Consider the following 18,285-nt stretch of genomic DNA (forward strand, 5'->3'; position numbering starts at 1 on the left):
GCCTGGGGACCTCTGACGGAGCGCGCACCTTGAGTCGCCCCAAACGCGTCGATAGGGTGCGCGCATGCGAACCGTGGATGAGTGGAAGGCGGCACTGCGCGCCGCATTGAAGGAGGCCATGCGCACGCGGAGCCCGCAGGCTTCAGCGGTGCTTCGCGAGATGCTCGCGGCCATCGACAACGCGGAAGCACCGGACGTGCGCGTGGCGCCCACCGCCGTGGGTGACGTGTTCGCCGGAAGCGCTGGTGGGCTGGGGCATGGCGAAGTGCCCCGGCTGGCCTTGACTCCGGAGGCCGTGCAGGCCGTCATCGACCGCGAGCTTCAAGAGCGGCGTGACGCGGTGGCCCTCTACGAGAAGCTCGGCAAGCAGGACGAGGCGCGTGCCGTGAAGGCCCAACTGGATGTGCTCCTGGCGCTATGAGGCGTGAAGGCGCACGAATGCCTGCGGCGAGCATCGGGAAGACGGGCGGGCCGCTTGCCGTTCCTGGACCATGTGGGACCGCCTGACGTGACACCTCGCTCGAAGAGGCGCACCGCCCCGGTTGCTGGACTCTCGCCGCGTGCCGCCGAGCACCTCCGGCCACGCCTGGAGGCCGTGCTGACGTCCACCGACGCGCGCGCCCGCATCGCCTTCGATCCGGTGGAGTTCCCACACCGCTACCAGGACCCACGAGACATCGAGGTCAGCGCGTTGCTGGCGGCCGGGCTGGCGTACGGGCGCGCGGACCTGTTCCGGCCCAAGGTGGACGCGTTGCTGCGCCGCATGGGGCCGTCTCCCGCCGCCTTCGTCACGGCCCTCGACGTGGAGGGCGCGCGGGCGCTGCTCGAAGGCTTCGTGTACCGCTTCAACGTGGGCACGGACGTGGCGGTGCTCCTGCTGGGCATGGGGCGTGTGCTGCGGGAGCTGGGCAGCCTGGAGGCGCTGTTCCTCCAGGGGCTCCAGGCGCGTGACACCCTGCACGGTGCGTTGGACCACTTCACGACGGGCCTGCGCGCCATCCCCATGGACGCCTTGCGAAAGGCCCTGGGGCCGGAGCGCGGCCTGCATCACCTGCTGCCCTCGCCGCTGGGTGGGGGAGCGGCCAAGCGACTCAACCTCTACCTCAGGTGGATGGTGCGGGGCCCGGACACCGTGGACTTCGGCATCTGGAGGCGTGTGCCATCTTCCGCGCTCCTCATTCCTTTGGACACCCACATTGGTCGCATCTCGCGGCACCTGGGACTGACTCACCGCAATGATTTGACGTGGCGCACGGCGGAGGAGGTGACAGCCGCGTTGCGCGTGTTGGACCCGGCAGACCCCGTCCGTTACGACTTCGCACTGTGTCACTACGGTATGAGTGGGGCCTGCCCCGCCCAACCCGTGCCGGAGAATTGCGGTCGCTGCCCGCTGCTGCCGGCGTGCGCCGTGGGGCCACAGGTGGTGGCGACGGCGACCCGCCGGGTCCAAGGAACCACCGCTCGGAAGAGCAGAGAACTGTCGGTGACGCGACGACGTTGACCGTGGAGCGCCCGGGCGCTGCAATGGGCATGTGGCTCCGGCTCCTGCGCGCGGAACCCGGGGCTCTTGGGGCCGGAGGATTGACGCCGTGTTTGTGACGCTGGTGGCATTACCTCCCGAGGTGTCGGAGGAGGTCGAGCGAGGGATTCTCGAGTCCGACGCGGGGCGGAACTGCCAGCTCTTGCGTGTGCCCCTGGCGGGTACCTTGCCCGAGGCCATCCCCGAGGGACTCATCGTCCTGTGGGACGACGGCGGCCCGCTGTCGGAGCTGTGCACGAGCTGTCAGCGGTTGAATGCCCTGCGCGGCGTACCCCGCACGCACCTGGTCGTACTCACGGGCCGCGCGCCCGTGGAAGCCGACGCCCTGGCCGCAGCCGGTGCGGATGAGTGTCTGTCCGCGCCCGGGACACATTGGGGCGTACGGCTCGCGAGCCTGCGTCGGCGCCTGTCGGCGCTGTCGGATGGGGATGCCACGCCCACGCCGAGCCTCCACGAGGCCTCGGACCGCGCGCGGCTGGAGTCGCAGTGGGTGCTGGCGGATCGGATGGCGTCGATTGGCACGCTCGCCGCGGGCGTCGCGCACGAAATCAACAACCCCCTGTCCTACGTCAGCTCCAATCTCTCGTACCTGCGCGAGCTGCTCGCCCAGCCGGAGCTGTCCCACGAACAGCTCATGGAGTTGCGTGAGGTGGTGGCCGAAGCGCAGGAGGGCGCTGGACGCGTCAGCGCGATTGTCCGCGACCTGCGCACCTTCTCCCGCGCGGATGAAGAGCTGCATGGTCCGGTGGACATGGTGCACGTGGTGGACGGCGCGCTGCGGCTGCTCCGCAACCAGATTGGGTTGGTCGCCCGGTTGACGTGCACGTTGGAGCCGGTGCCCCCCGTTCATGGCAACGAAGGGCGCCTCACCCAGATTGTCGTGAACCTGCTGTTGAACGCGCTCCAGGCGCTGCCGGACCGTGCGCCCGAGGAGAACCGGGTGCGGGTGTCCCTGCGCGCCAGCAGCAGCCGGCACGTGGAGCTGGAGGTCTCCGACAACGGACACGGCATGGCGCCGGACGTGCAACGCCGCATCTTCGACCCGTTCTTCTCCACCCGTCCCGTCGGAGAGGGCACGGGGCTGGGGCTGTCCATCAGCCTGACGCTGGTGCAGGCCATGGGGGGACGTATCGAGGTCTCCAGCGCGCCCGGCTGGGGCAGCACCTTCCGCATCGTCCTGCCCACGCAGGCCGCGGGCTGGACGGAGGGCGTGGCGCAAACGCAGGTTGTGGCGCCGGCGCCCGCTCGCATCCGTCGACGTCTGCTGCTCATCGATGACGAGCCCTCCGTGGGCAACTCGGTGAGCCGGCTGGTGCGTGATGTGTATGAGATTCACGTCGTCCAGGACGCGCGCGAGGCCCTGCGCTTGCTCTCCATGGGAGAGCGGTTCGATGCCATCCTGTGCGACGTGATGATGCCGGGCATGAGCGGGCTGGACTTCGTGGTGGAGCTGGAGCGGCTGGCGCCGGACCTCGCGCTGCGCACCGGGCTGATGACGGGGGGCGCCTTCACCGCGCAGGCGCGTGAGTTCGTGGGCCGCCGCACGCGCGGGCTGCTGGAGAAGCCCTTCGAGCGCGAGCGCCTGTGCACCTTCGTGGAGCACCTCTTCCAATGAGCCGGGCGGTGCGGCGGAGTCTGGCGGCGTCGCTGGTGGCGCTGCTGACCGCGGGCTTGTTCGTGGTGCCGGGGTGGCTGCAGGGTTTGTCGCTGGTGGTGCGCGCGGCGGGCATGCAGGGCCGCGTGGAGACGGCGCTCGCGGACTGGCGCACGGGGCCCTTCGACGTGAGCGACGTGCAGGTGCCCACGCGTCACGGCCCGGTGCGTGCCCGGTTGTACCGGCCGGTGACGCAGCGCGGGCGCACGGTGGTGCTGACCTCGGGCGTCCACGCGGATGGCATCGACGAGCCTCGGCTCGTGAATTTGGCGGAGGACCTGGCCATGGGCGGCCAGGCGGTGCTCACCCCAGAGCCGCCGGACCTGCTGCGCTACGAAATCACGCCGCGCCTGCCGGACATCATCGAGGACGCCGCCGTGTGGGCCGCGTCGCAAGCGGACCTGGCGCCCGACGGCAAGGTGAACCTGTTCGGCATCAGCTTCTCCGGCGGCCTATCGGTGGTGGCGGCGGGACGGCCCGCCTTGCAGGACCGGGTGGCGGCCACGCTCTCCTTCGGCGGCCATGGGGACTTGCCGCGCGTGCTCACCTTCCTGTGCTCAGGCGAGCTGCCGGATGGAAGTCACCTGGCCCCGCATGACTATGGCGTGGTCATCATCCTGCTCAACGTGGCGGAGAAGCTGGTTCCTCCCGAACAGGTGGAGCCCCTGCGCGCGGGCATCCGGACCTTCCTGCGCGCATCCCATCAGGCCATGGTGGATGGCCGCCTCGCGGCGGAGACGTTCGCCAAGGCGCGTGACCTCCAGGCGGAGCTGCCGGAGCCTGCGGCCACGTTGATGGGCTACGTGAACACGCGCGACGTGGCGGCGCTGGGCCCACGCTTGCTGCCCTTCGTGAAGACGTTCGCCGCGGACCCGGCGCTGTCACCGGAGCGCTCGTCGCCGCCCACCGCGCCCGTCTTCCTGCTGCATGGCGCGGGGGACACGGTGATTCCCGCCATGGAGTCCAGCAGGCTGGCCGCGGCTCTGCGTCCCTACACCGAGGTCCACGCGCTGGCCACGCCGCTCATCACCCACGCGGAGATGGATGGGCCACAGGCACTGATGGACGTGTTGCGGCTGGTACGCTTCTGGGCGGACCTGCTCGACGCCTGAGTGGCGCCGACCTCCGCTTCGTGAGGCGATGCTCGCGGCGGTGCGCCTCCCTACACCTTCTTGGCCCTGGGCGCGCGCCTGGGCGTGGGGGAGGGCTTGGGAGCAGCACGTGGGGCCGGAGCCGCCGGTTCGGCCGAGGCACCTTGGGCCGGAGCCGCCGCGGGCGCCTGAGCCGCCGAGAGCTGCTGTCGCGCACGGGAGCTGAAGTTGGGGTTGGTCGTCCACCAGTCCAGGCCCATCTCCTGCGCCCGCTCCACCGAGCAGATGATCAGTCGGATCTGGATGGTCAGCAGCTCGACGTTCGTCAGATTGATCTTGATGTCCCCGGTGATGACGATGCCCTTGTCCAGCACCCGCTCGAGGATGTCGGCCACGGAGCTGCTGCGGGTCGAGGTGGGCGGGTAGTGTCGCTGAGGGGGCGTCGTCACGCGATCGTCGATTTGGGCCATGGCTCCTCGCTCTCTGTCCGCTGCTCGGCCAGCCTCACAGCGTCGTGCCCAGCGGCCCGAGGTCCAGATTCAGGTCCTCGTCCGTCAGGTCGAATTGCTTCTTCAGGTCATCCATCTGCTCCTGCAGGCGCAGGAAGGTGACGCCCAGCCTTTCAATCTGCTCCTCGCTCAGTGAGCCGGCGTCGATCCGGCGCAGCGCCTGCCTCTCCAGCAGCTGGCGGATGAGCTCGACGACGGCGAGCACCAGCCGCACCAGCCCGGCCTGGACGTTCTCCTCGTCCAGTTCCAGCTTGGGCGGCTTCGTCGGCTCCAACGCTCGGGCGAGCTCCTCCACCGCCTGTGGTGCGCCCTCGACTGCCATGGTTCACCCCGTCTCCCATCCCGCGCGTGGGCGGGTCCTCCACCCGCCTCACTGCAAGCGCTGCGGATGTTCGGGAAGGGTGCCCACCTCCAGCGCCGTCTCCACCGAGGTCAACAGCAGCCGCAGGCCCAGGTAGATGAGGTCCACGTCGGCCACCGAAATCACCAGGTCACCGCTGATGACCACGCCCTTGTTGAGCACCCGGTCCAGCAACTCCAACACCGAGGCGCGCTCCTGCTGTGCCTCGGGTGTCGTCGCCTGCCCGTTCATCTGTTCTCACCTCCAGGTCCTGTTTCAGGAGTCGCAGGCCCTGCCCCCTCCTGCGCTCCCTTCAACGCGTCCAGGCGGTCGAGCAGCTGCGACTCCTGTTCGTCGAACTGCTCCTCCGTGATCTCGCCGCGCTCGAGCTCCTGGTACAGGTCGCTCAGGCGGGTGCGGAGGTCGGTCTGCTCCTTGGCCTGTTCGTCCTGCACGGCCTTGTGCACCGAGCGGAAGATCCACGCGATGCTCCGGACAGGGGACATCAGGATGTCGTCCAGGATGATCAAGGCGCCCCCTGCGCTGCCTCCTCCACCTCTTCGAAGTGGATTCGCAGCTGGGTGAAGTTGTACGGCGGCCAGGGGCCGGTCACGTCCACCTGGAAGTTCTCGGGCAGCGTCGCGCCCAGCTTCTCCACGGTCGCGTTGAAGGCGTCGACCTTCTTTTGTGGCACCAGCGCGGCCAGATTCACCACCTCCGACTCATTGCGCGGCTCGTTGACCACGGTCTGCCTGGCCACGGACTCGATTCCATCGAGCACCTTGTCGGCGGTCGCCTCACGGAAGCCGTTGAGCAGGTCGACGAAGTACTTCCCCAGCCCGATCTTCTCTTCGCGCGACGGTTCACCCTCGAGGTAGAGGTCGTCCCGCATCGCCTTGAGCTCGGGGAAGGCGTTGACGTAGTACCCGAACGCATTGGGGTCGCTCAGCCGGATCCGAAGGCCCATCTCCACATTTCCTCTCACCGCACGGAGCTGCGTGAGGAAGTCGTTCGCGTGCTCGGCCAGCAGGTTCCGGACCTCCCGCTCGCTGCCGGCAATGATGCCGAACGCGACTGGCAGCATCGGCGCCTGGTCCATCACCTGGCCCAGCACTGCGCTGTGGGTGCTGAGGTGTTTGCGCTCCGGCCGAAGCGTCTGCTGCTCGATATTGCTGACGATGGCCGCCAGCTTTCCGGACGTCACCGGGTGCACGTCTGCACCCTGGATGCCGGGAGTGTCGAGGTTCAGCGAGTCGACCACCTCTATCGGAACCACCGCGTACAGGTAGCGTCCCTCCGGGGTGGACTTCTCGTGTCGAGTCTTGGCGCGTGGCATGACGTTGTCCTGTCCTGTTCAGGTGGAAATTCAGACCGCGACAGGCGCAGCCGCAGCGGCGGTGAGGCCGATGGCGTCGGCGTACTTGAGGTAGGTCTCGATCGAAGCGATCACGACGCGTGCCTCGATAGTGAGCACCTCGATGCCGACCAGCGAGACCTTCACCCAGGCATCGACCACGATTCCCTTGTCCAGGATCCGGTCGATGACGTCGGCCGTCGAGGACGTCCCGGTAGAAGTTGAGACGTTTGCCATGACGTATTCATCCTTTCTCTTGGAGATGCTCCAGCTCGGCGAGGGCCGCGACGGCAGGCTTTGCCAGGTCTGCCACGAAGCCGTAGGGGGGCCACGGGCCGCTGCACATCACATTGCCGGGGCAGTCTTTCTGAAAGCGAAGGAAGGCCCGCCGGAACTCGGCGAGCTTGGGGCGCTCCACCAGGAAGGCCATGGAGAGCAGCTGCCCGTCTGGGCGAGCGGCATGGTCCCAGGTGTAGCGGACGAACTGCCCGGAGAAGGCCGCCTGCGCCCGCTCCGCCATGCGCCGGGCAGCGCGGTCCACACGTGTCTGCTGCGCGTAGAAGCGACGCCGGTTGTCCAGGTAGGCTCGTCCGCGGGTCTGGGCGTCCGCCCCGGTGGGCGCCCCTGCCTGCTCCGGGGGCTCGGCCACGTCCGACTCCTGGAACAGGATGCGCAGACCCATTTCGTCACAGCCCTCCACCTGGGCCAGCGCGTCCGAGAACTGCCGCTCGTAGCGGTGCAGGAACTCCACCACCTGTTCGGGGTGATGGACGAAGCAGCCGTAGCGCATGGGCAACACCGCCAGTCGGCGGTGCAGCTGCTCGACCACCCGGGCGTACTCCAGCGCCTGCTCGATGCCGGCCGAGGAGGCCAGCTCCTCCTCCATCGGCGAGATGGCCGCAGCCAGGTTGCCGTGCTTCACCGCCATCAGCGGCGCCTGGTTCAGCCCCGGCGGCAGCGCCTCCTTCGCTGCCTGCCGTGCGTCCAGGATGCCGTACATGATTGACTTCACGGCTGCTCCTCCAGGCTGGGGCAGAAGCTGTAGGGAGGCCAGGGGCCGGTCGCCTCCACCGTCAACCCCTGCGGCTGGTACCGGGCCGCGAGCTGCTGCAAGCGCTGGGTGAACCGCTGCACCTGCCCGGAGTGCACCAGGAACGCGGAGTTCAGCACCATGTCGTCCTGCCGGCCCGAGATCCCGCGATCTGCCAGGCGCAGGGGTTTCACCGAGATCGCCCCCGGGGCGAGCTCCTCGCGGATGTGGGCCGCCAGGCTCTGTCCCTCGTTGCGGCTGCGCACGTCGAGCTCGCGCTGCAGCTTCTTCTCGTGGAAGTAGCGCGCGCCGGGAGTCTCGGGGAGGTGCTGGAGGCGCTGGCGGAACTCGGGCGCTCGCTCCAGATGAGCGCGCAGGCGCTGGGCGTTGGCGTAGACCTTGACTGCCCATTCCTCCTTGTCGGCGATGTCGTCGAGGAATCTGGAGATCTCCTGCCGGTGGGCGTCGACCGCCTCGGACAGCGCTCGCGGTGAGGAGAAGATCGCCCCGAAGCTCACCGGAAGCACCGGCGAGGACTGCATCACCTCCTCGAGCACGCGCTCGTGCCTGACCGCCCGGGGGGCCACCCACTCCAGGTCCTGGGTGTGGTCCGCACCCTCCGGCCCCAGGAACTCCTCCATCGAGAGAGGACTGTAGATGGCGGCAAGGTTCCCCAGCTTCAGCGTCCGCACGTCGGCGGCGCCGCTGACACCGGGAACGGAGAAGCGCTCCACCGCCCCTGCCCGCGTGAAGCCATAGACGTACAGGGACTGCTGGCCCTTGCGGCGCCCCTGCACATCGGGATTGCCGTGGGCTCTCATGGCCGGCGTGCCTCCTTGTGCCCACGGATCGCCTTGAGCAGGCTCTCGGATGTGATGACGAGGCGCTTTCCCTTGCCGCTGATGACGTGACGCACGGCATCCCAGGCGGCCTGGTTGCACACGGCCTGGATGTCGGCGCCGGAGAAGGACTCGCTGCGTGCAGCGAGCACGTCCAGGCCGAGGTCCTTCTCCACTGGCTTGTCGCGCAGGTGGACCTGGAAGATTTCGCGCCGCGCCTCGCGGTCCGGCAGCGGCACGTCGACGAGCAGGTCGAAGCGTCCCGGGCGCAGCAGCGCAGGGTCGAGCAGGTCCGCGCGGTTGGTGGCCGCGAGCACCAGCACACCGGTCAGCTCCTCGATGCCATCCATCTCGGACAGGAACTGGCTGACGACCCTTTCTGTGACGCGCTCGTCCATCCCCCCGGCAGAGCGCGTCGGCACGAGCGAGTCGAACTCATCGAAGAAGATGATGCAGGGGGCCGCCTGACGGGCCTTCTGGAAGGTCTCGCGCACCCCCCTCTCGGACTCCCCCACGAACTTGCTGAGCAGCGCCGGGCCCTTGACCGAGATGAAGTTGACCTGGCTCTCGTGGGCGGCGGCCTTGGCCATCAGCGTCTTGCCGCAGCCGGGAGGGCCGCTCAGCAGCACGCCCTTGGGGGGGCGGACCTTGGCCCGCGCGAACTCCTCGGGGTACCGGAGCGGCCACTCCACCGCCTCGATGAGCCGCTGCTTGAGCTGCCCCAGTCCGCCCACGTCCTTCCAGCCCACATCCGGGGTCTCCACGAACACCTCGCGGATCGCCGATGGCCCCACCTCGTGCAGCGCCGCCTGGAAGTCGGCCATCGTCACCTGGAGCTGCATCACCTCGTCGTAGGGAATCTCGGCCGAGGCGAAGTCGATGTGGGGAATCAGCCGGCGCAGGCAGGTCATCGCCGCCTCGCGGCACAGGGCCTGGAGGTCTGCGCCTACGAAGCCATGCGTCACGGCCGCCAGATGGTCCAGGTCCACGTCCTCTGCCAGCGGCATGCCCCGGCTGTGGATGGCGAGGATCTCCTTGCGCGACGTGCGGTCGGGGATGGAGATGGCGATCTCGCGGTCGAACCGCCCCGGGCGACGCAGCGCCGGGTCCAGCACGTTGGGGATGTTGGTGGCAGCCAGCACGATGACGTGCCGGCGTTGGGCCAGGCCGTCCATCAGCGACAGCAGCTGCGCCACCACGCGCTTCTCCACCTCGCCCTGCACGTTCTCGCGCCGGGGAGCGATGGCGTCTATCTCGTCCACGAAGATGATGGCCGGGGCCCTGCGCTGGGCCTCGTCGAAGATCTGCCGGAGGTGGGCCTCACTCTCTCCGTAGAACTTGTGCATGATCTCCGGGCCGGTGATGGTGAAGAACGCCGCCGCCGTCTCGTGGGCCACCGCCCGGGCGATCAGCGTCTTGCCGCAGCCCGGCGGGCCATACAGCAGCACCCCCTTGGGGGCGTCGATCCCGAGCCGCTCGAACACCTCCGGATACCGCAGCGGCAGCTCCACGATCTCGCGGATGCGGCCCAGCTCCCGCTTCAGCCCACCCACGTCCTCGTAGCTGACGGCGCGCGCCCGCTCGTGCGTCACCTTCTCCTTCTCCGGCGCCTTGGCGACCTCCAGCATGGTGTTGGGGTGAATCACCACCGCCCCCACAGGAGCGGTCTCGACGACGCGGAAGTCGGCCGTGCGGCTGCCGAACAGCAGCGCCCGGACCCGGTCCCCCTTCACCACCGGCAGTCCGTCCAGCAGCGTGCCGATGTAGGCCAGGTCACGCTGCGCGGGGGTGAACTCCAGGGGCGCCAGCACGACCTTCTCGGCGTGTCGGGCAGGGGCCAGGGTCAGCTTCACCGGCTCGTCCAGCTGCACCCCGGTGTTGGCCCGGGTCACACCGTCAATCTGGAGGATTCCGCGCCCCCGGGCGTCCGGGTAGGAGGGCATCACCTTGGCCGCGCTGCGGCGCTTGCCGGACAGCGTGACGATGTCGCCGATCTGCGCCCCCAGCCGCTGCATGTCGGCGGGGTCCATGCGGGCGAGGCCACGGCCCAGGTCCTTGCCGAGGGACTCGGCGGCACGCAGCGTCTGCGTACGTTCCCGTGTCGCGACGGTCACGAGCGGCTCTCCTCCTGGGCGGTGAGGCGGATCTCGAGGACGCCGTGGCGGCAGCTGGTGTGCATCTGCCGGCGGGTGAAGCGCCTGGGGAGCAGGACCTCCTTGTGGTACTTGAGCGCCCCGTGCTCGGCATGCAGGGTCAGGATGTCTTCACGGAGTTCCAGCGTGATGTCCTTGCGGTCGACACCTGGCAGCTCGGCCACCACCAGCACGTCCGGCCCCTCCTCGAAGACATCCACCAGGGGCTCGCGGATGGGGTGGACGACCGCCTTGCCGGTCTGGTGATCCTGGCGGATGTTCCCGAAGGGCTCCACGCGCGGAATGCCGCTCGGTTGCCCGGGTGCGCCTCCTCCGATCCGCACGTTGAAGCCATAGACGCCCCTGAGCCCCTTGTCGGAGGCTCCGAGCTCTCCGGAGCGTTGGAGCTGTTCGCCCTTCTCCGCGAGCTCCGCCAGTTTCGTGACGAGGGTGGTGATTCCTTCGAGGAACCCTCCACCGCTGATGCCGGTCTTCTCTGCCATTGCTCCACCTGTCGTGATTCAAAGCTCTGGCATCCCCCCCTCCATGCCCAGCGGCAAGACTCGAAGTGGGGATTCCGCCCGCCCCATGCCCAGCTAGGAGCGGCACGGATAGGGGCCGGCTGGTGATGCCTGGTCGGCGGGTATCGGCGCATCGCCTGAGGGGGGCTCGTCAGTCATGTCGCCCCCTGCCCATCGCCCGGGAGGTGGCAGATCGACCTGGGAGGGGCGGGAGGGGCGGGGCCGCCTCACCTCCCTGAACTTCGCCGCCTGTCGTGTCTACGTTCTGCATGGACAGCGCATGCGCGTCCGGCACGCGTGTGCGTCAGCGGTGTGAGCACCCATGGCCTCGGTCAAAGGAATTGCGAACGGGGGGAACACGCGCAAGCGCGTCCAGCAAGAGACGCTCCCCCAGGATGTACAGGCGCAGGAAATGGAACGGTTCCACGCGCAGCGCGAGGCGCTCATCGCCGACGTTGCGCAGTCTGGAGCGAGGCTCCTCACGGTCGCGGCCAGGCGGTTGCCAACCGTGCTGACGCGGCCCGTGCTCGAGGGGGGAATCCGCGTTCTCCAGGACACCACCCTCTACCTCCAAGAAGCGTCGATGGAGGAGTGGCTCCACGCCGCGCAAAAAAAGCTGAAGGCGAGGCCGGGGAGCTCCATCCTCGGGCTGCTGGGCATTGGACTGCTCGCCGGGCGGCTGCTCCGTAAGATGGCGGAGAAGGGGGGCAAGACGGGAGGGGCCGAGGCCTTCCGAGAACGATTGCGCGAGAGCATGTTCCTGGCGACCCATGGTGGAGTGGGGCGGCCCCCAGCCGCGACGCGCCTGCGCCTGCAGAAGGCTGGAGGGCCGAAGCAGGGGGCGCCACGCAAGCGCGACGTGAAGGAGAGAGCGCTGCGAAAGCCCGCGGTGAGGGCGAAGGAAGTGGCGCGAGACGTCGCCGAGGGCGCCCAGGACGCAACACGCGCCTTCGACGAGGTCACCAAGAGCGCCCAGGGTGCAACACGCGCGTTCTCAGAGGCGACCCGGGGCGCAGCGCGCGAGGGCGGTGGGGTTGCGAGCGGCGCGCGCAAGGCGATGAAGGACACAAGGCGCGAGGTCGCTCAAGGGGCAGCGAAGCCAGGGGTGAAGAAGTCGCCGCCCAGCACCGAGGCCACGTCCACGAAGGCGCCCGCACAAGCGCCGAGCGGCTACCTCGGTATGGGGGCCTTCCCCGTCCGGCTCCCGGAGAGGCTTGCGAAGGCCCATGGCACCCAGAGCGGCCTCAAGGTCGCGAGCGTGGAGCCGGATGGCCCGGCCGAGGAGGCGGGGCTGCATCCGGGTGACACGCTGCTCACGCTCGAGGGTCAGCCATTGCGAGAGGTGGATGACCTGGTCGCGCAGATGCCTCCGGAACGTGTGGGCCAGACCGTGCACGCCAAGGTGCTGCGCGCCGGGGCTGCCAGGGTCATCGACCTCACCGTTGGCGCGCACCCCTGAGCCGGGTGTCGCGAGCGCTCATGCGGCTCACGATGACTTGACGGAGCCGGAGGAGGACCTGCGGCGCGAGGAGGACGTGCGGGGCCTGGGCGCTCCCTGCTAACGAAGGCGCGCCAGCCCCGCGAGCCCTTTCAAGCCACTTCCGGAGTGCTTGCCTGGCGGTGGACATCTCCCTGCCGAGGAGGCTCGGGACGTGTCGATGTGTTTCGAGGCTCCGGATGGAGGAACTCCCGGGCATAGACTGGTGGCCGTTGTCCTCGCATCCTTCGAAGGGGCCCTCGCGCGTGCGTCCATTCTTCATCGTCCTCGGCTGTTCCTTGGTCCTCGGGTGCGCGTCCACGCCGAAGCCCGTTCCAGCAGCGCCTCCCGAAGCCGCCGAGACGTCCCAGGCGGAGCACGAGACACCGGCGTACCTCTCACCCTCCGAAATCGTGAAGGTGCTGGAGGATTCCAAGGTCGCTTACCGGGTCGAAGGCAAGGACTCACCCCCGGGCGGGTGGGGCGACCAGCTGTGGCCTCAGCGCGTGGCCCTGATTGACGTCCCCCAGGTGGAGGTGGAGGACGGCCGCCGCACCATCCGCGAGTGGCCCACGCCCGCCGGGCTGAAAGCCCTGCTCGATGAGGCCGAGCCCCACTTCCAGGCGAAGCGCTACGACGAGGCCGCGAAGCTGTACGCCCAGGCCACGGACCTGTGTCCCGAGTGCTACGTGGCGTGGGTCTTCCGGGGTGACGCGGACTACTTCGCCGGAGACGCGGCCACCGCGCTGGAGCACTACGGCCGCGCCACCACCCTCAACCCCTATGACCACCGTGCCTGGTTCTTCCGGGGCAATGCCCTGGCGAAGCTGGGGCGCTTCGAGGAGGCGCTGGATGCCTGGGCGCAGTGCCTGGCGCTGAGCCCGCGCTACCCCGTCATCCGCCAGTTCTTCCGCACCAACGCGCACCTGGGGTTGGTCATCCGCGGTGACACCATTGTTCCGCGCGGGTACGCCGAGCGCGACGCGGAGGGCGTCTCCATCCAGTTCGACCCCAACCACGACCCTGCCTGGCTGGCGTTCGCCAACTGCAAGGCCCTGTGGCTGGGCGAGCCGTCACACCGGGCGAAGATGACGGGCTCCACCGAGGAGCAGTTCACCTCCGTGGAGGAGATGGAGTGCCTGGCATCGGCGCTGGCGGTCCATGAGAGCCAGAAGGCGGAGGGCAAGACGGATGCCTCGGACCCCACGCTGGACCGCCTCTTCGCCATCGCCCAGGAGGGGCTGCTGCTGGAGGCGGTGTTGTTCGAGGTGGGCGCGCGCGTCCACCCTCAAATCGCGCTCACCCTGGAGGATGAGCTCCGCCGGCGCCTCAAGAAGTACGTGCTCACGCACGTCCTGGTACCGGCGGGAGGCCACGGGGGCTGAGCGCCCTAGCGGGGCAGCTTGAGCCGCAGCGTGAACACGTAGGACACGCTCACCGTCCGGCCCTGGTACTGCACCGGGGTGTAGCGGCGGCTGTGCAGCGCATCGAGCACGGCCTCGTTCATGTGCGGCAGGCCCTTGATGATGCGGCAGTCCGTCACGTCGCCGCGCACCGTGATGACGCACTTGGCAATCATGGTGCCCTCCACGCGGGCGGCGAGCGCTTGGTGCGTGTATTCGATGCCCGGGCTTCCCATCAGTCTGGGCGGCGACATGCCCTGACCAAAGGGCATGATGTCGGTGCCCGTGGCTTCCTGCCCAGGGCCCAGGCCGGGCACGTACTGCACGCCAACCACGTTGCTATCCTCGTAGCCCTCCGGATGCCCACCCCGCACGCCAGTCCCCGTGTCCGCCACCTCGTCCGTCGAGGTGCTGGTGTCGGTGCTCGCCACCGCTTCCACCGGCTTGGGCGGCGCATCCACCACCGGCGGCGGCACGCGCGCGGGCACGCGGTCCCGGTTGCGCGGGCGAGGGCGTGACGCGGTGGCTGCCTTCGGCTGCGCCGGGGCGGGGGAGCCCTTCGCCACGCGCGGGGGCTGCGCCACGCGGAGCACCAACTCCTTCGGCTCCGGAGGCTCGCTGGGACCCGGCGGCCTCGCGGAGATGAAGAGCACCGCCCCGAACAGGGCCGCATGCAGGGCGATGGACACCCACACGCCCGTGCCAATACGTCCAGCCCGCTGCCGCTCGATGACCGAATTGAACATTCCGGATGGCCTCCCTCAGCGTCTGGCGCTCCCGGTGACGGCCGTGCAAGACGGACGGCACCGACGGGGACGGGTGGCTGCGGAGCGCCCTGTCCACGCAAGAGTCAACCTACGGAGTCGGCGTCTTCGAATGGCGGTGGGTCGGCCATCGCTTCGTCACGGTTGTGTCATGACGAAGCGACCTCCATGCGGTAGCCCACGCCCCGGATGGTGTGGATGGAGAATCCAGCGGTGCTCGTCCACCCCAGCTTCTTCTTCAGGCTGGAGACGAAGTTGTCCACCGTACGCGGGTCCACCACCACGTCGCGGCCCCAGACGGCGTCCAGGATTTCGCCTCGGGGCAGGGCCCGGTCCTGGTGCCGCAGCAGGAAGGCCAGCAGGTCGAACTCCGTGCGCGTCAGCTCCACCACCGAACCGTCCGCGCGCGACACCTGCCGCCGGCCCAGGTCCAGGGTGAAGCCGCTGAAGCCCATCTGCTCCGGCGGCGCCGTGCCGGAGCGGCGCACCAGGGCGCGTACCCGGGCCAGCAGCTCCCGCAGCCGGTAGGGCTTGGTGAGGTAGTCCTGCGCGCCCACCTCGAAGCCCCTGAGGATGTCGTCCTCCAATGAGCGCGCGGTGAGCATCAGCACCATGCTCTTGTTGCCCTGCGTCCGCAGCCGGCGGCAGAAGCTGTAGCCGTCCTCGCCGGGCAGCATGACGTCCAGGATGAGCAGGTCGAACGCACGCTCTTGCAGCAGCCGCTCCGCGTCGCGGGTGCTGGGGGCCTCGGCGACGAGGTAGCCCTCGTCCAGCAGGTTGTCCCGGAGGCCGACGCGCAGGTGGGCGTCGTCCTCGACGATGAGGATGGCGGGACGGAGGGGCGGGGTGGATGTGGCGGTGTTCATCGAGCCGGCTCGTTGAATATCAGCGCGAAGGTGGTGCCGTCGGGTCCCGAGGAGGCCACCTGGATGTCGCCCCGGTGCAGCTTCATGATTTTGCGGCACAGGGCAAGGCCCAGCCCGCTGCCATGGACCTCCGTCCCGGGCACCGTCAGCCGGTAGAAGTCCAGGAAGGCGTTCTCCCATTCGGACTCGGGGATGCCGATGCCGTTGTCCTGGAAGAGCACCGTGCAGCCGTAGCCAGGAATCATCTGCGCGCGGATGGAGATTTCGACGGGGCTTCTCCGGTTGTAGGCGCACGCATTGCGGCCCAGGTTGGAGAACAACATCCGCAGCAGGCCCGGGTCCGCTTCCAGCTCTACGCCTTCCAGGTCCGAGGTGATGTGGACAGGGACGTTGGTCGCGATGGCCAGGTCGTCGCGCAACGGGTGGATGAGCTCCTCCAACCGCACGCGCGAGGTCCGCAGCGTCCAGCGGCCCTTGTCGATGCGGTTGAACGACAGGATGTTCTCCACCAGGAAGTGCAGCCCGTCCGCGGCCTGGACGATGCGCGCCGGGTAGTCGCGCACCTCCGGTGCCTGCGCCAGCTTCCGCTCCAGCGTCTCACCCAGCAGGCGGATGGAGGCCAGGGGCGTGCGCAGCTCGTGGGAGACGGTGGCCACGAAGTCGCTCTTGAGCTCCAGGAAGCGGTACTTGCGCTGCTGGGCCACCACCGCGAGCGCGACGATGGCCACCGCGAGCCCTCCGCACACGGCCACCAGCAGCGTCTTCAGCCCGTAGCGCGCGTCGATGTCCGCCTCCTGGCGCGCCCACTGTGGCATGTCCACCGCCAGCTTCAGCGTGCTCAGAGGGAGGACGGCGCCGCCCGCGCGCAGCCGCAGGCGCCCCGTCGCGTCGAAGAGGCCGCGCGCCTGCATGTCCTGGGTGATGGGCTGGAGCATCGCCTCCAGGTCCACCGCGATGCCGTACACCGCCTCGCCGCGCAGCGCCACGTACCAGGACTCGCCCAGGAGGGTGGGCTCGTAGATCTCCTCGGGAATCACCAGCATGCCCGCGCCCGCCTCGCCCACTCGGGCCAGGAAGTCGCTCGTGGGCTCGCCCAGCGCGGCGCTCACCCGGACGACGCGCGCCTGGAGGAAGTCGAAGTCCGCCTGCGTGAAGCGTGAACGCTCGCGCAGCACGTCCCGCTGCAGCCCCGACGCCCGGGCGAAGCCGCCCAGGTCCTCTGGAAGGCCCTCGCGCAGCAGGGCCCGCACCAGCGGCGTGGTGGTAGGGCCGCGCTGGAGCCGCTCCACCACCAGCAGCAGGAAGGGCAGCTCCTGCTCCGGTGTCAGCCGGTTCGCCGCGTGGTAGCGCAGCAGCTCCTCCACGCGGGTGGCCGCGCCCCGCGCGTCCCGGGCCGCCAGCGCCGCCTCCACCGCGCGCAGCCGCGTGAGGCGGGGCTCCCATTCCCCCGCGGGGGCGCCATCCTTCAGCCTCGCGCCCAGCAGGGCATGCACGTCCCGCGCGGGCATTCCGGTGCCCGGCATGGGGATGGTGAGGCGCGGCAGGAACTGGTAGCCGCGGAAGTTGATGTAGTAGCCCTCGCCGGGCTCGAGCGGGTCTCCCACGGCGGCGTGGAGGGGGGGGATGCTCTCATCGAGCTTCTTCGCCAGGTTCTGCCGCAGGGCCTCTTCGGCCGCGTGGGCCAGCGCGTCCCGGCGCGAGCGCAGCTGCGCGTGGGCGTCATCACGCTCCTGGCTGAAGATGCGCTGGAGGCTGACCAGCCCCCAGCCAAGGGCCAGGAGGCCACAACCCAGGGCGACGAGCGTAGGAAGGAGCCGGCGCAGCATGTGGAGCCGCCGCTGACTATCGCACAGCCGCCTTCCCCCAGAGGCTTTTCACTTCAGCCTCCTGGCCGGGGCGAGTGTCCTGGGTCGGTGAGCGGGCGGACTTCGGGTCCACGTCCGGACAGCCCCCGTGCCGCGCGGCTGGCGTGGGACGTCCCCACCGGGGAGGTTGGGGATGGAGGTTCACGCATGCGCGTCGTGTTTCCCTTGTCACGGCCCTGGCCGGGGGGGCCGGTGGTGCTCTGGGGTGGAGCGCTTCCGGCGGGCAGTCTGAAGTACCTGACGTTCTCCCATCACCTCCAGTCCGCGCCCGCGGAGACGAAGGGCCTGGTGGAGCTGTCCGGTGCGTCGTCGGCGCTGGCGCTGGATGCGCTGGGCCGCGAGCGCGGGCTGCCGGTGGTGGCCCTCACGGACACGATGGGCACCGCGTACCTGCGCGCCAACGGCTTCGGTGGGGAGGTGCGCACCGTGCACGGCTTCACGCAGGCCTGGGAGCTGGCGCTGGACTACGAGCGCCAGGGCTGGTTCTGGCCCCGGCAACTCGCCAATGGCGCGCTGGTGGAGAGCGTGGAGTCATGGACCACGCGCCTGCTCGACATCGTCCGGGACGTGTATCCCGCCGTGCGCTGCGTGGTGTGTGGCTTCGGCACGGGCGCCACCGTCGCGGGGCTGTACCGGCCCTTCTCCGCCGCGGGCTACGAGGTGGTGGGCTTGCAACCCGCGTCCGGCAGGACGATGCCCGGCTGGCGGCGCTGGGCGGAGCAGAGCCTGGGCTCCAAGGACCTCTTCTATCCGTACCGCGAGGATGTGCCCCTGGAGACGGCGGATGCGAAGGCGGTGGACGCGCTCGCCGCGCTGCTGGCCTGGGCGCGCTCGGAGCGGCGGCCAGAGGAGGTGCTCGTCATCTCCCACAACGCGAGGCCCCCATTCGAATGACGGGGG

Annotated in this window: 20 protein-coding genes; 7 read left to right on the forward strand and 13 right to left on the reverse strand. The window is 69.4% G+C overall.

The genetic code is table 11. The features are described 5' to 3' along the window. The first annotated feature begins 64 nt into the window (after nt 1–64). The 4 genes from F8M74_RS12030 (at nt 65) to F8M74_RS12045 (ending at nt 4,306) form a co-directional block, all read left to right on the forward strand. On the forward strand, nt 65–421 hold the full coding sequence (locus tag F8M74_RS12030) for a GatB/YqeY domain-containing protein (protein WP_141255757.1): 357 nt from the start codon (nt 65–67) through the stop codon (nt 419–421). A gap of 174 nt (nt 422–595) precedes the next feature. Continuing rightward, complete coding sequence (locus F8M74_RS12035) at nt 596–1,501, forward strand: TIGR02757 family protein (RefSeq protein WP_141255756.1); 906 nt, start codon at nt 596–598, stop codon at nt 1,499–1,501. 88 nt (nt 1,502–1,589) lie between these two features. After that, complete coding sequence (locus F8M74_RS12040; protein ID WP_163884397.1) at nt 1,590–3,155, forward strand: ATP-binding protein; 1,566 nt, start codon at nt 1,590–1,592, stop codon at nt 3,153–3,155. Next, complete coding sequence (locus tag F8M74_RS12045) at nt 3,152–4,306, forward strand: hypothetical protein (RefSeq protein WP_171410337.1); 1,155 nt, start codon at nt 3,152–3,154, stop codon at nt 4,304–4,306. The genes F8M74_RS12040 and F8M74_RS12045 overlap by 4 nt, the downstream gene beginning before the upstream one ends. Nucleotides 4,307–4,356: 50 nt before the next feature. On the opposite strand, the gene F8M74_RS12050 is transcribed toward F8M74_RS12045, so the two are convergent. From F8M74_RS12050 to F8M74_RS12095, 10 genes are read right to left on the reverse strand one after another with little or no spacing between them, the layout of a single operon-like run. Continuing rightward, complete coding sequence (locus F8M74_RS12050; protein ID WP_141255754.1) at nt 4,357–4,755, reverse strand: gas vesicle protein; 399 nt, start codon at nt 4,753–4,755, stop codon at nt 4,357–4,359. A gap of 34 nt (nt 4,756–4,789) precedes the next feature. Beyond that, nucleotides 4,790–5,116 (reverse strand): gas vesicle protein K, encoded by a 327-nt coding sequence (locus tag F8M74_RS12055; protein WP_141255753.1) that lies wholly within the window; start codon nt 5,114–5,116, stop codon nt 4,790–4,792. Nucleotides 5,117–5,164: 48 nt separating this feature from the next. After that, nucleotides 5,165–5,386, reverse strand: coding sequence for a gas vesicle protein (locus tag F8M74_RS12060; RefSeq protein WP_011552834.1), 222 nt, complete (start codon nt 5,384–5,386; stop codon nt 5,165–5,167). Beyond that, complete coding sequence (locus F8M74_RS12065) at nt 5,383–5,664, reverse strand: gas vesicle protein GvpG (RefSeq protein ID WP_141255752.1); 282 nt, start codon at nt 5,662–5,664, stop codon at nt 5,383–5,385. The genes F8M74_RS12060 and F8M74_RS12065 overlap by 4 nt, the downstream gene beginning before the upstream one ends. Beyond that, on the reverse strand, nt 5,661–6,470 hold the full coding sequence (locus tag F8M74_RS12070) for a GvpL/GvpF family gas vesicle protein (protein WP_141255751.1): 810 nt from the start codon (nt 6,468–6,470) through the stop codon (nt 5,661–5,663). Before F8M74_RS12070 ends, F8M74_RS12065 begins: the two co-directional genes overlap by 4 nt. A gap of 30 nt (nt 6,471–6,500) precedes the next feature. Then, entirely contained in the window at nt 6,501–6,725 is a 225-nt protein-coding gene (gvpJ, locus tag F8M74_RS12075) for a gas vesicle protein GvpJ (protein WP_141255750.1), read from the reverse strand. A gap of 7 nt (nt 6,726–6,732) precedes the next feature. Beyond that, nucleotides 6,733–7,500, reverse strand: coding sequence for a GvpL/GvpF family gas vesicle protein (locus F8M74_RS12080; protein WP_141255749.1), 768 nt, complete (start codon nt 7,498–7,500; stop codon nt 6,733–6,735). Further along, the gene (locus tag F8M74_RS12085; RefSeq protein ID WP_216620317.1) at nt 7,497–8,339 is read right to left on the reverse strand and encodes a GvpL/GvpF family gas vesicle protein; all 843 of its coding nucleotides are present in this window, start codon (nt 8,337–8,339) and stop codon (nt 7,497–7,499) included. The genes F8M74_RS12080 and F8M74_RS12085 overlap by 4 nt, the downstream gene beginning before the upstream one ends. After that, on the reverse strand, nt 8,336–10,471 hold the full coding sequence (locus tag F8M74_RS12090; RefSeq protein ID WP_141255748.1) for a CDC48 family AAA ATPase: 2,136 nt from the start codon (nt 10,469–10,471) through the stop codon (nt 8,336–8,338). Before F8M74_RS12090 ends, F8M74_RS12085 begins: the two co-directional genes overlap by 4 nt. Next, nucleotides 10,468–10,992 carry an Hsp20/alpha crystallin family protein gene (locus F8M74_RS12095; protein WP_141255747.1) on the reverse strand — a complete coding sequence of 175 codons (525 nt, stop codon included), beginning with the start codon at nt 10,990–10,992 and terminating at the stop codon, nt 10,468–10,470. Before F8M74_RS12095 ends, F8M74_RS12090 begins: the two co-directional genes overlap by 4 nt. 430 nt (nt 10,993–11,422) lie before the next feature. Here F8M74_RS12095 and F8M74_RS12100 point away from each other — a divergent pair, with 430 nt between their 5' ends. Further along, nucleotides 11,423–12,469: a PDZ domain-containing protein gene (locus tag F8M74_RS12100; RefSeq protein ID WP_228560254.1), complete on the forward strand. Its 1,047-nt coding sequence runs from the start codon at nt 11,423–11,425 to the stop codon at nt 12,467–12,469. Between the two features lie 284 nt (nt 12,470–12,753). Continuing rightward, nucleotides 12,754–13,872: a tetratricopeptide repeat protein gene (locus F8M74_RS12105; RefSeq protein WP_141255215.1), complete on the forward strand. Its 1,119-nt coding sequence runs from the start codon at nt 12,754–12,756 to the stop codon at nt 13,870–13,872. Nucleotides 13,873–13,877: 5 nt separating this feature from the next. Here the strand turns inward: F8M74_RS12105 and F8M74_RS12110 are convergent, their stop codons facing one another. The 3 genes from F8M74_RS12110 to F8M74_RS12120 form a co-directional block, all read right to left on the reverse strand. Next, nucleotides 13,878–14,636 carry an energy transducer TonB gene (locus F8M74_RS12110; RefSeq protein ID WP_141255216.1) on the reverse strand — a complete coding sequence of 253 codons (759 nt, stop codon included), beginning with the start codon at nt 14,634–14,636 and terminating at the stop codon, nt 13,878–13,880. Nucleotides 14,637–14,803: 167 nt separating this feature from the next. After that, the gene (locus F8M74_RS12115) at nt 14,804–15,520 is read right to left on the reverse strand and encodes a response regulator transcription factor (protein ID WP_141255217.1); all 717 of its coding nucleotides are present in this window, start codon (nt 15,518–15,520) and stop codon (nt 14,804–14,806) included. After that, on the reverse strand, nt 15,517–17,346 hold the full coding sequence (locus F8M74_RS12120) for a HAMP domain-containing sensor histidine kinase (RefSeq protein ID WP_141255218.1): 1,830 nt from the start codon (nt 17,344–17,346) through the stop codon (nt 15,517–15,519). The genes F8M74_RS12115 and F8M74_RS12120 overlap by 4 nt, the downstream gene beginning before the upstream one ends. A gap of 186 nt (nt 17,347–17,532) precedes the next feature. Here F8M74_RS12120 and F8M74_RS12125 point away from each other — a divergent pair, with 186 nt between their 5' ends. Next, entirely contained in the window at nt 17,533–18,279 is a 747-nt protein-coding gene (locus F8M74_RS12125; RefSeq protein WP_216620194.1) for a pyridoxal-phosphate dependent enzyme, read from the forward strand. Nucleotides 18,280–18,285 lie beyond the last annotated feature (6 nt).

This window comes from Myxococcus sp. CA023, assembly GCF_010998615.1.
In the GTDB taxonomy this organism is placed as follows: domain Bacteria; phylum Myxococcota; class Myxococcia; order Myxococcales; family Myxococcaceae; genus Myxococcus.

What these genes read in the sequence shown, in the direction of transcription:
- F8M74_RS12030 (WP_141255757.1), top strand. Translation starts at nt 65, where the DNA reads ATGCGAACCGTGGATGAGTGGAAGGCGGCACTGCGCGCCGCATTGAAG.
- F8M74_RS12045 (WP_171410337.1), top strand. Translation starts at nt 3,152, where the DNA reads ATGAGCCGGGCGGTGCGGCGGAGTCTGGCGGCGTCGCTGGTGGCGCTG.
- F8M74_RS12050 (WP_141255754.1), bottom strand. Translation starts at nt 4,755, where the DNA reads ATGGCCCAAATCGACGATCGCGTGACGACGCCCCCTCAGCGACACTAC.
- F8M74_RS12055 (WP_141255753.1), bottom strand. Translation starts at nt 5,116, where the DNA reads ATGGCAGTCGAGGGCGCACCACAGGCGGTGGAGGAGCTCGCCCGAGCG.
- F8M74_RS12060 (WP_011552834.1), bottom strand. Translation starts at nt 5,386, where the DNA reads ATGAACGGGCAGGCGACGACACCCGAGGCACAGCAGGAGCGCGCCTCG.
- F8M74_RS12070 (WP_141255751.1), bottom strand. Translation starts at nt 6,470, where the DNA reads ATGCCACGCGCCAAGACTCGACACGAGAAGTCCACCCCGGAGGGACGC.
- gvpJ (WP_141255750.1), bottom strand. Translation starts at nt 6,725, where the DNA reads ATGGCAAACGTCTCAACTTCTACCGGGACGTCCTCGACGGCCGACGTC.
- F8M74_RS12085 (WP_216620317.1), bottom strand. Translation starts at nt 8,339, where the DNA reads ATGAGAGCCCACGGCAATCCCGATGTGCAGGGGCGCCGCAAGGGCCAG.
- F8M74_RS12095 (WP_141255747.1), bottom strand. Translation starts at nt 10,992, where the DNA reads ATGGCAGAGAAGACCGGCATCAGCGGTGGAGGGTTCCTCGAAGGAATC.
- F8M74_RS12100 (WP_228560254.1), top strand. Translation starts at nt 11,423, where the DNA reads ATGGAACGGTTCCACGCGCAGCGCGAGGCGCTCATCGCCGACGTTGCG.
- F8M74_RS12110 (WP_141255216.1), bottom strand. Translation starts at nt 14,636, where the DNA reads ATGTTCAATTCGGTCATCGAGCGGCAGCGGGCTGGACGTATTGGCACG.
- F8M74_RS12115 (WP_141255217.1), bottom strand. Translation starts at nt 15,520, where the DNA reads ATGAACACCGCCACATCCACCCCGCCCCTCCGTCCCGCCATCCTCATC.
- F8M74_RS12120 (WP_141255218.1), bottom strand. Translation starts at nt 17,346, where the DNA reads ATGCTGCGCCGGCTCCTTCCTACGCTCGTCGCCCTGGGTTGTGGCCTC.
- F8M74_RS12125 (WP_216620194.1), top strand. Translation starts at nt 17,533, where the DNA reads ATGCGCGTCGTGTTTCCCTTGTCACGGCCCTGGCCGGGGGGGCCGGTG.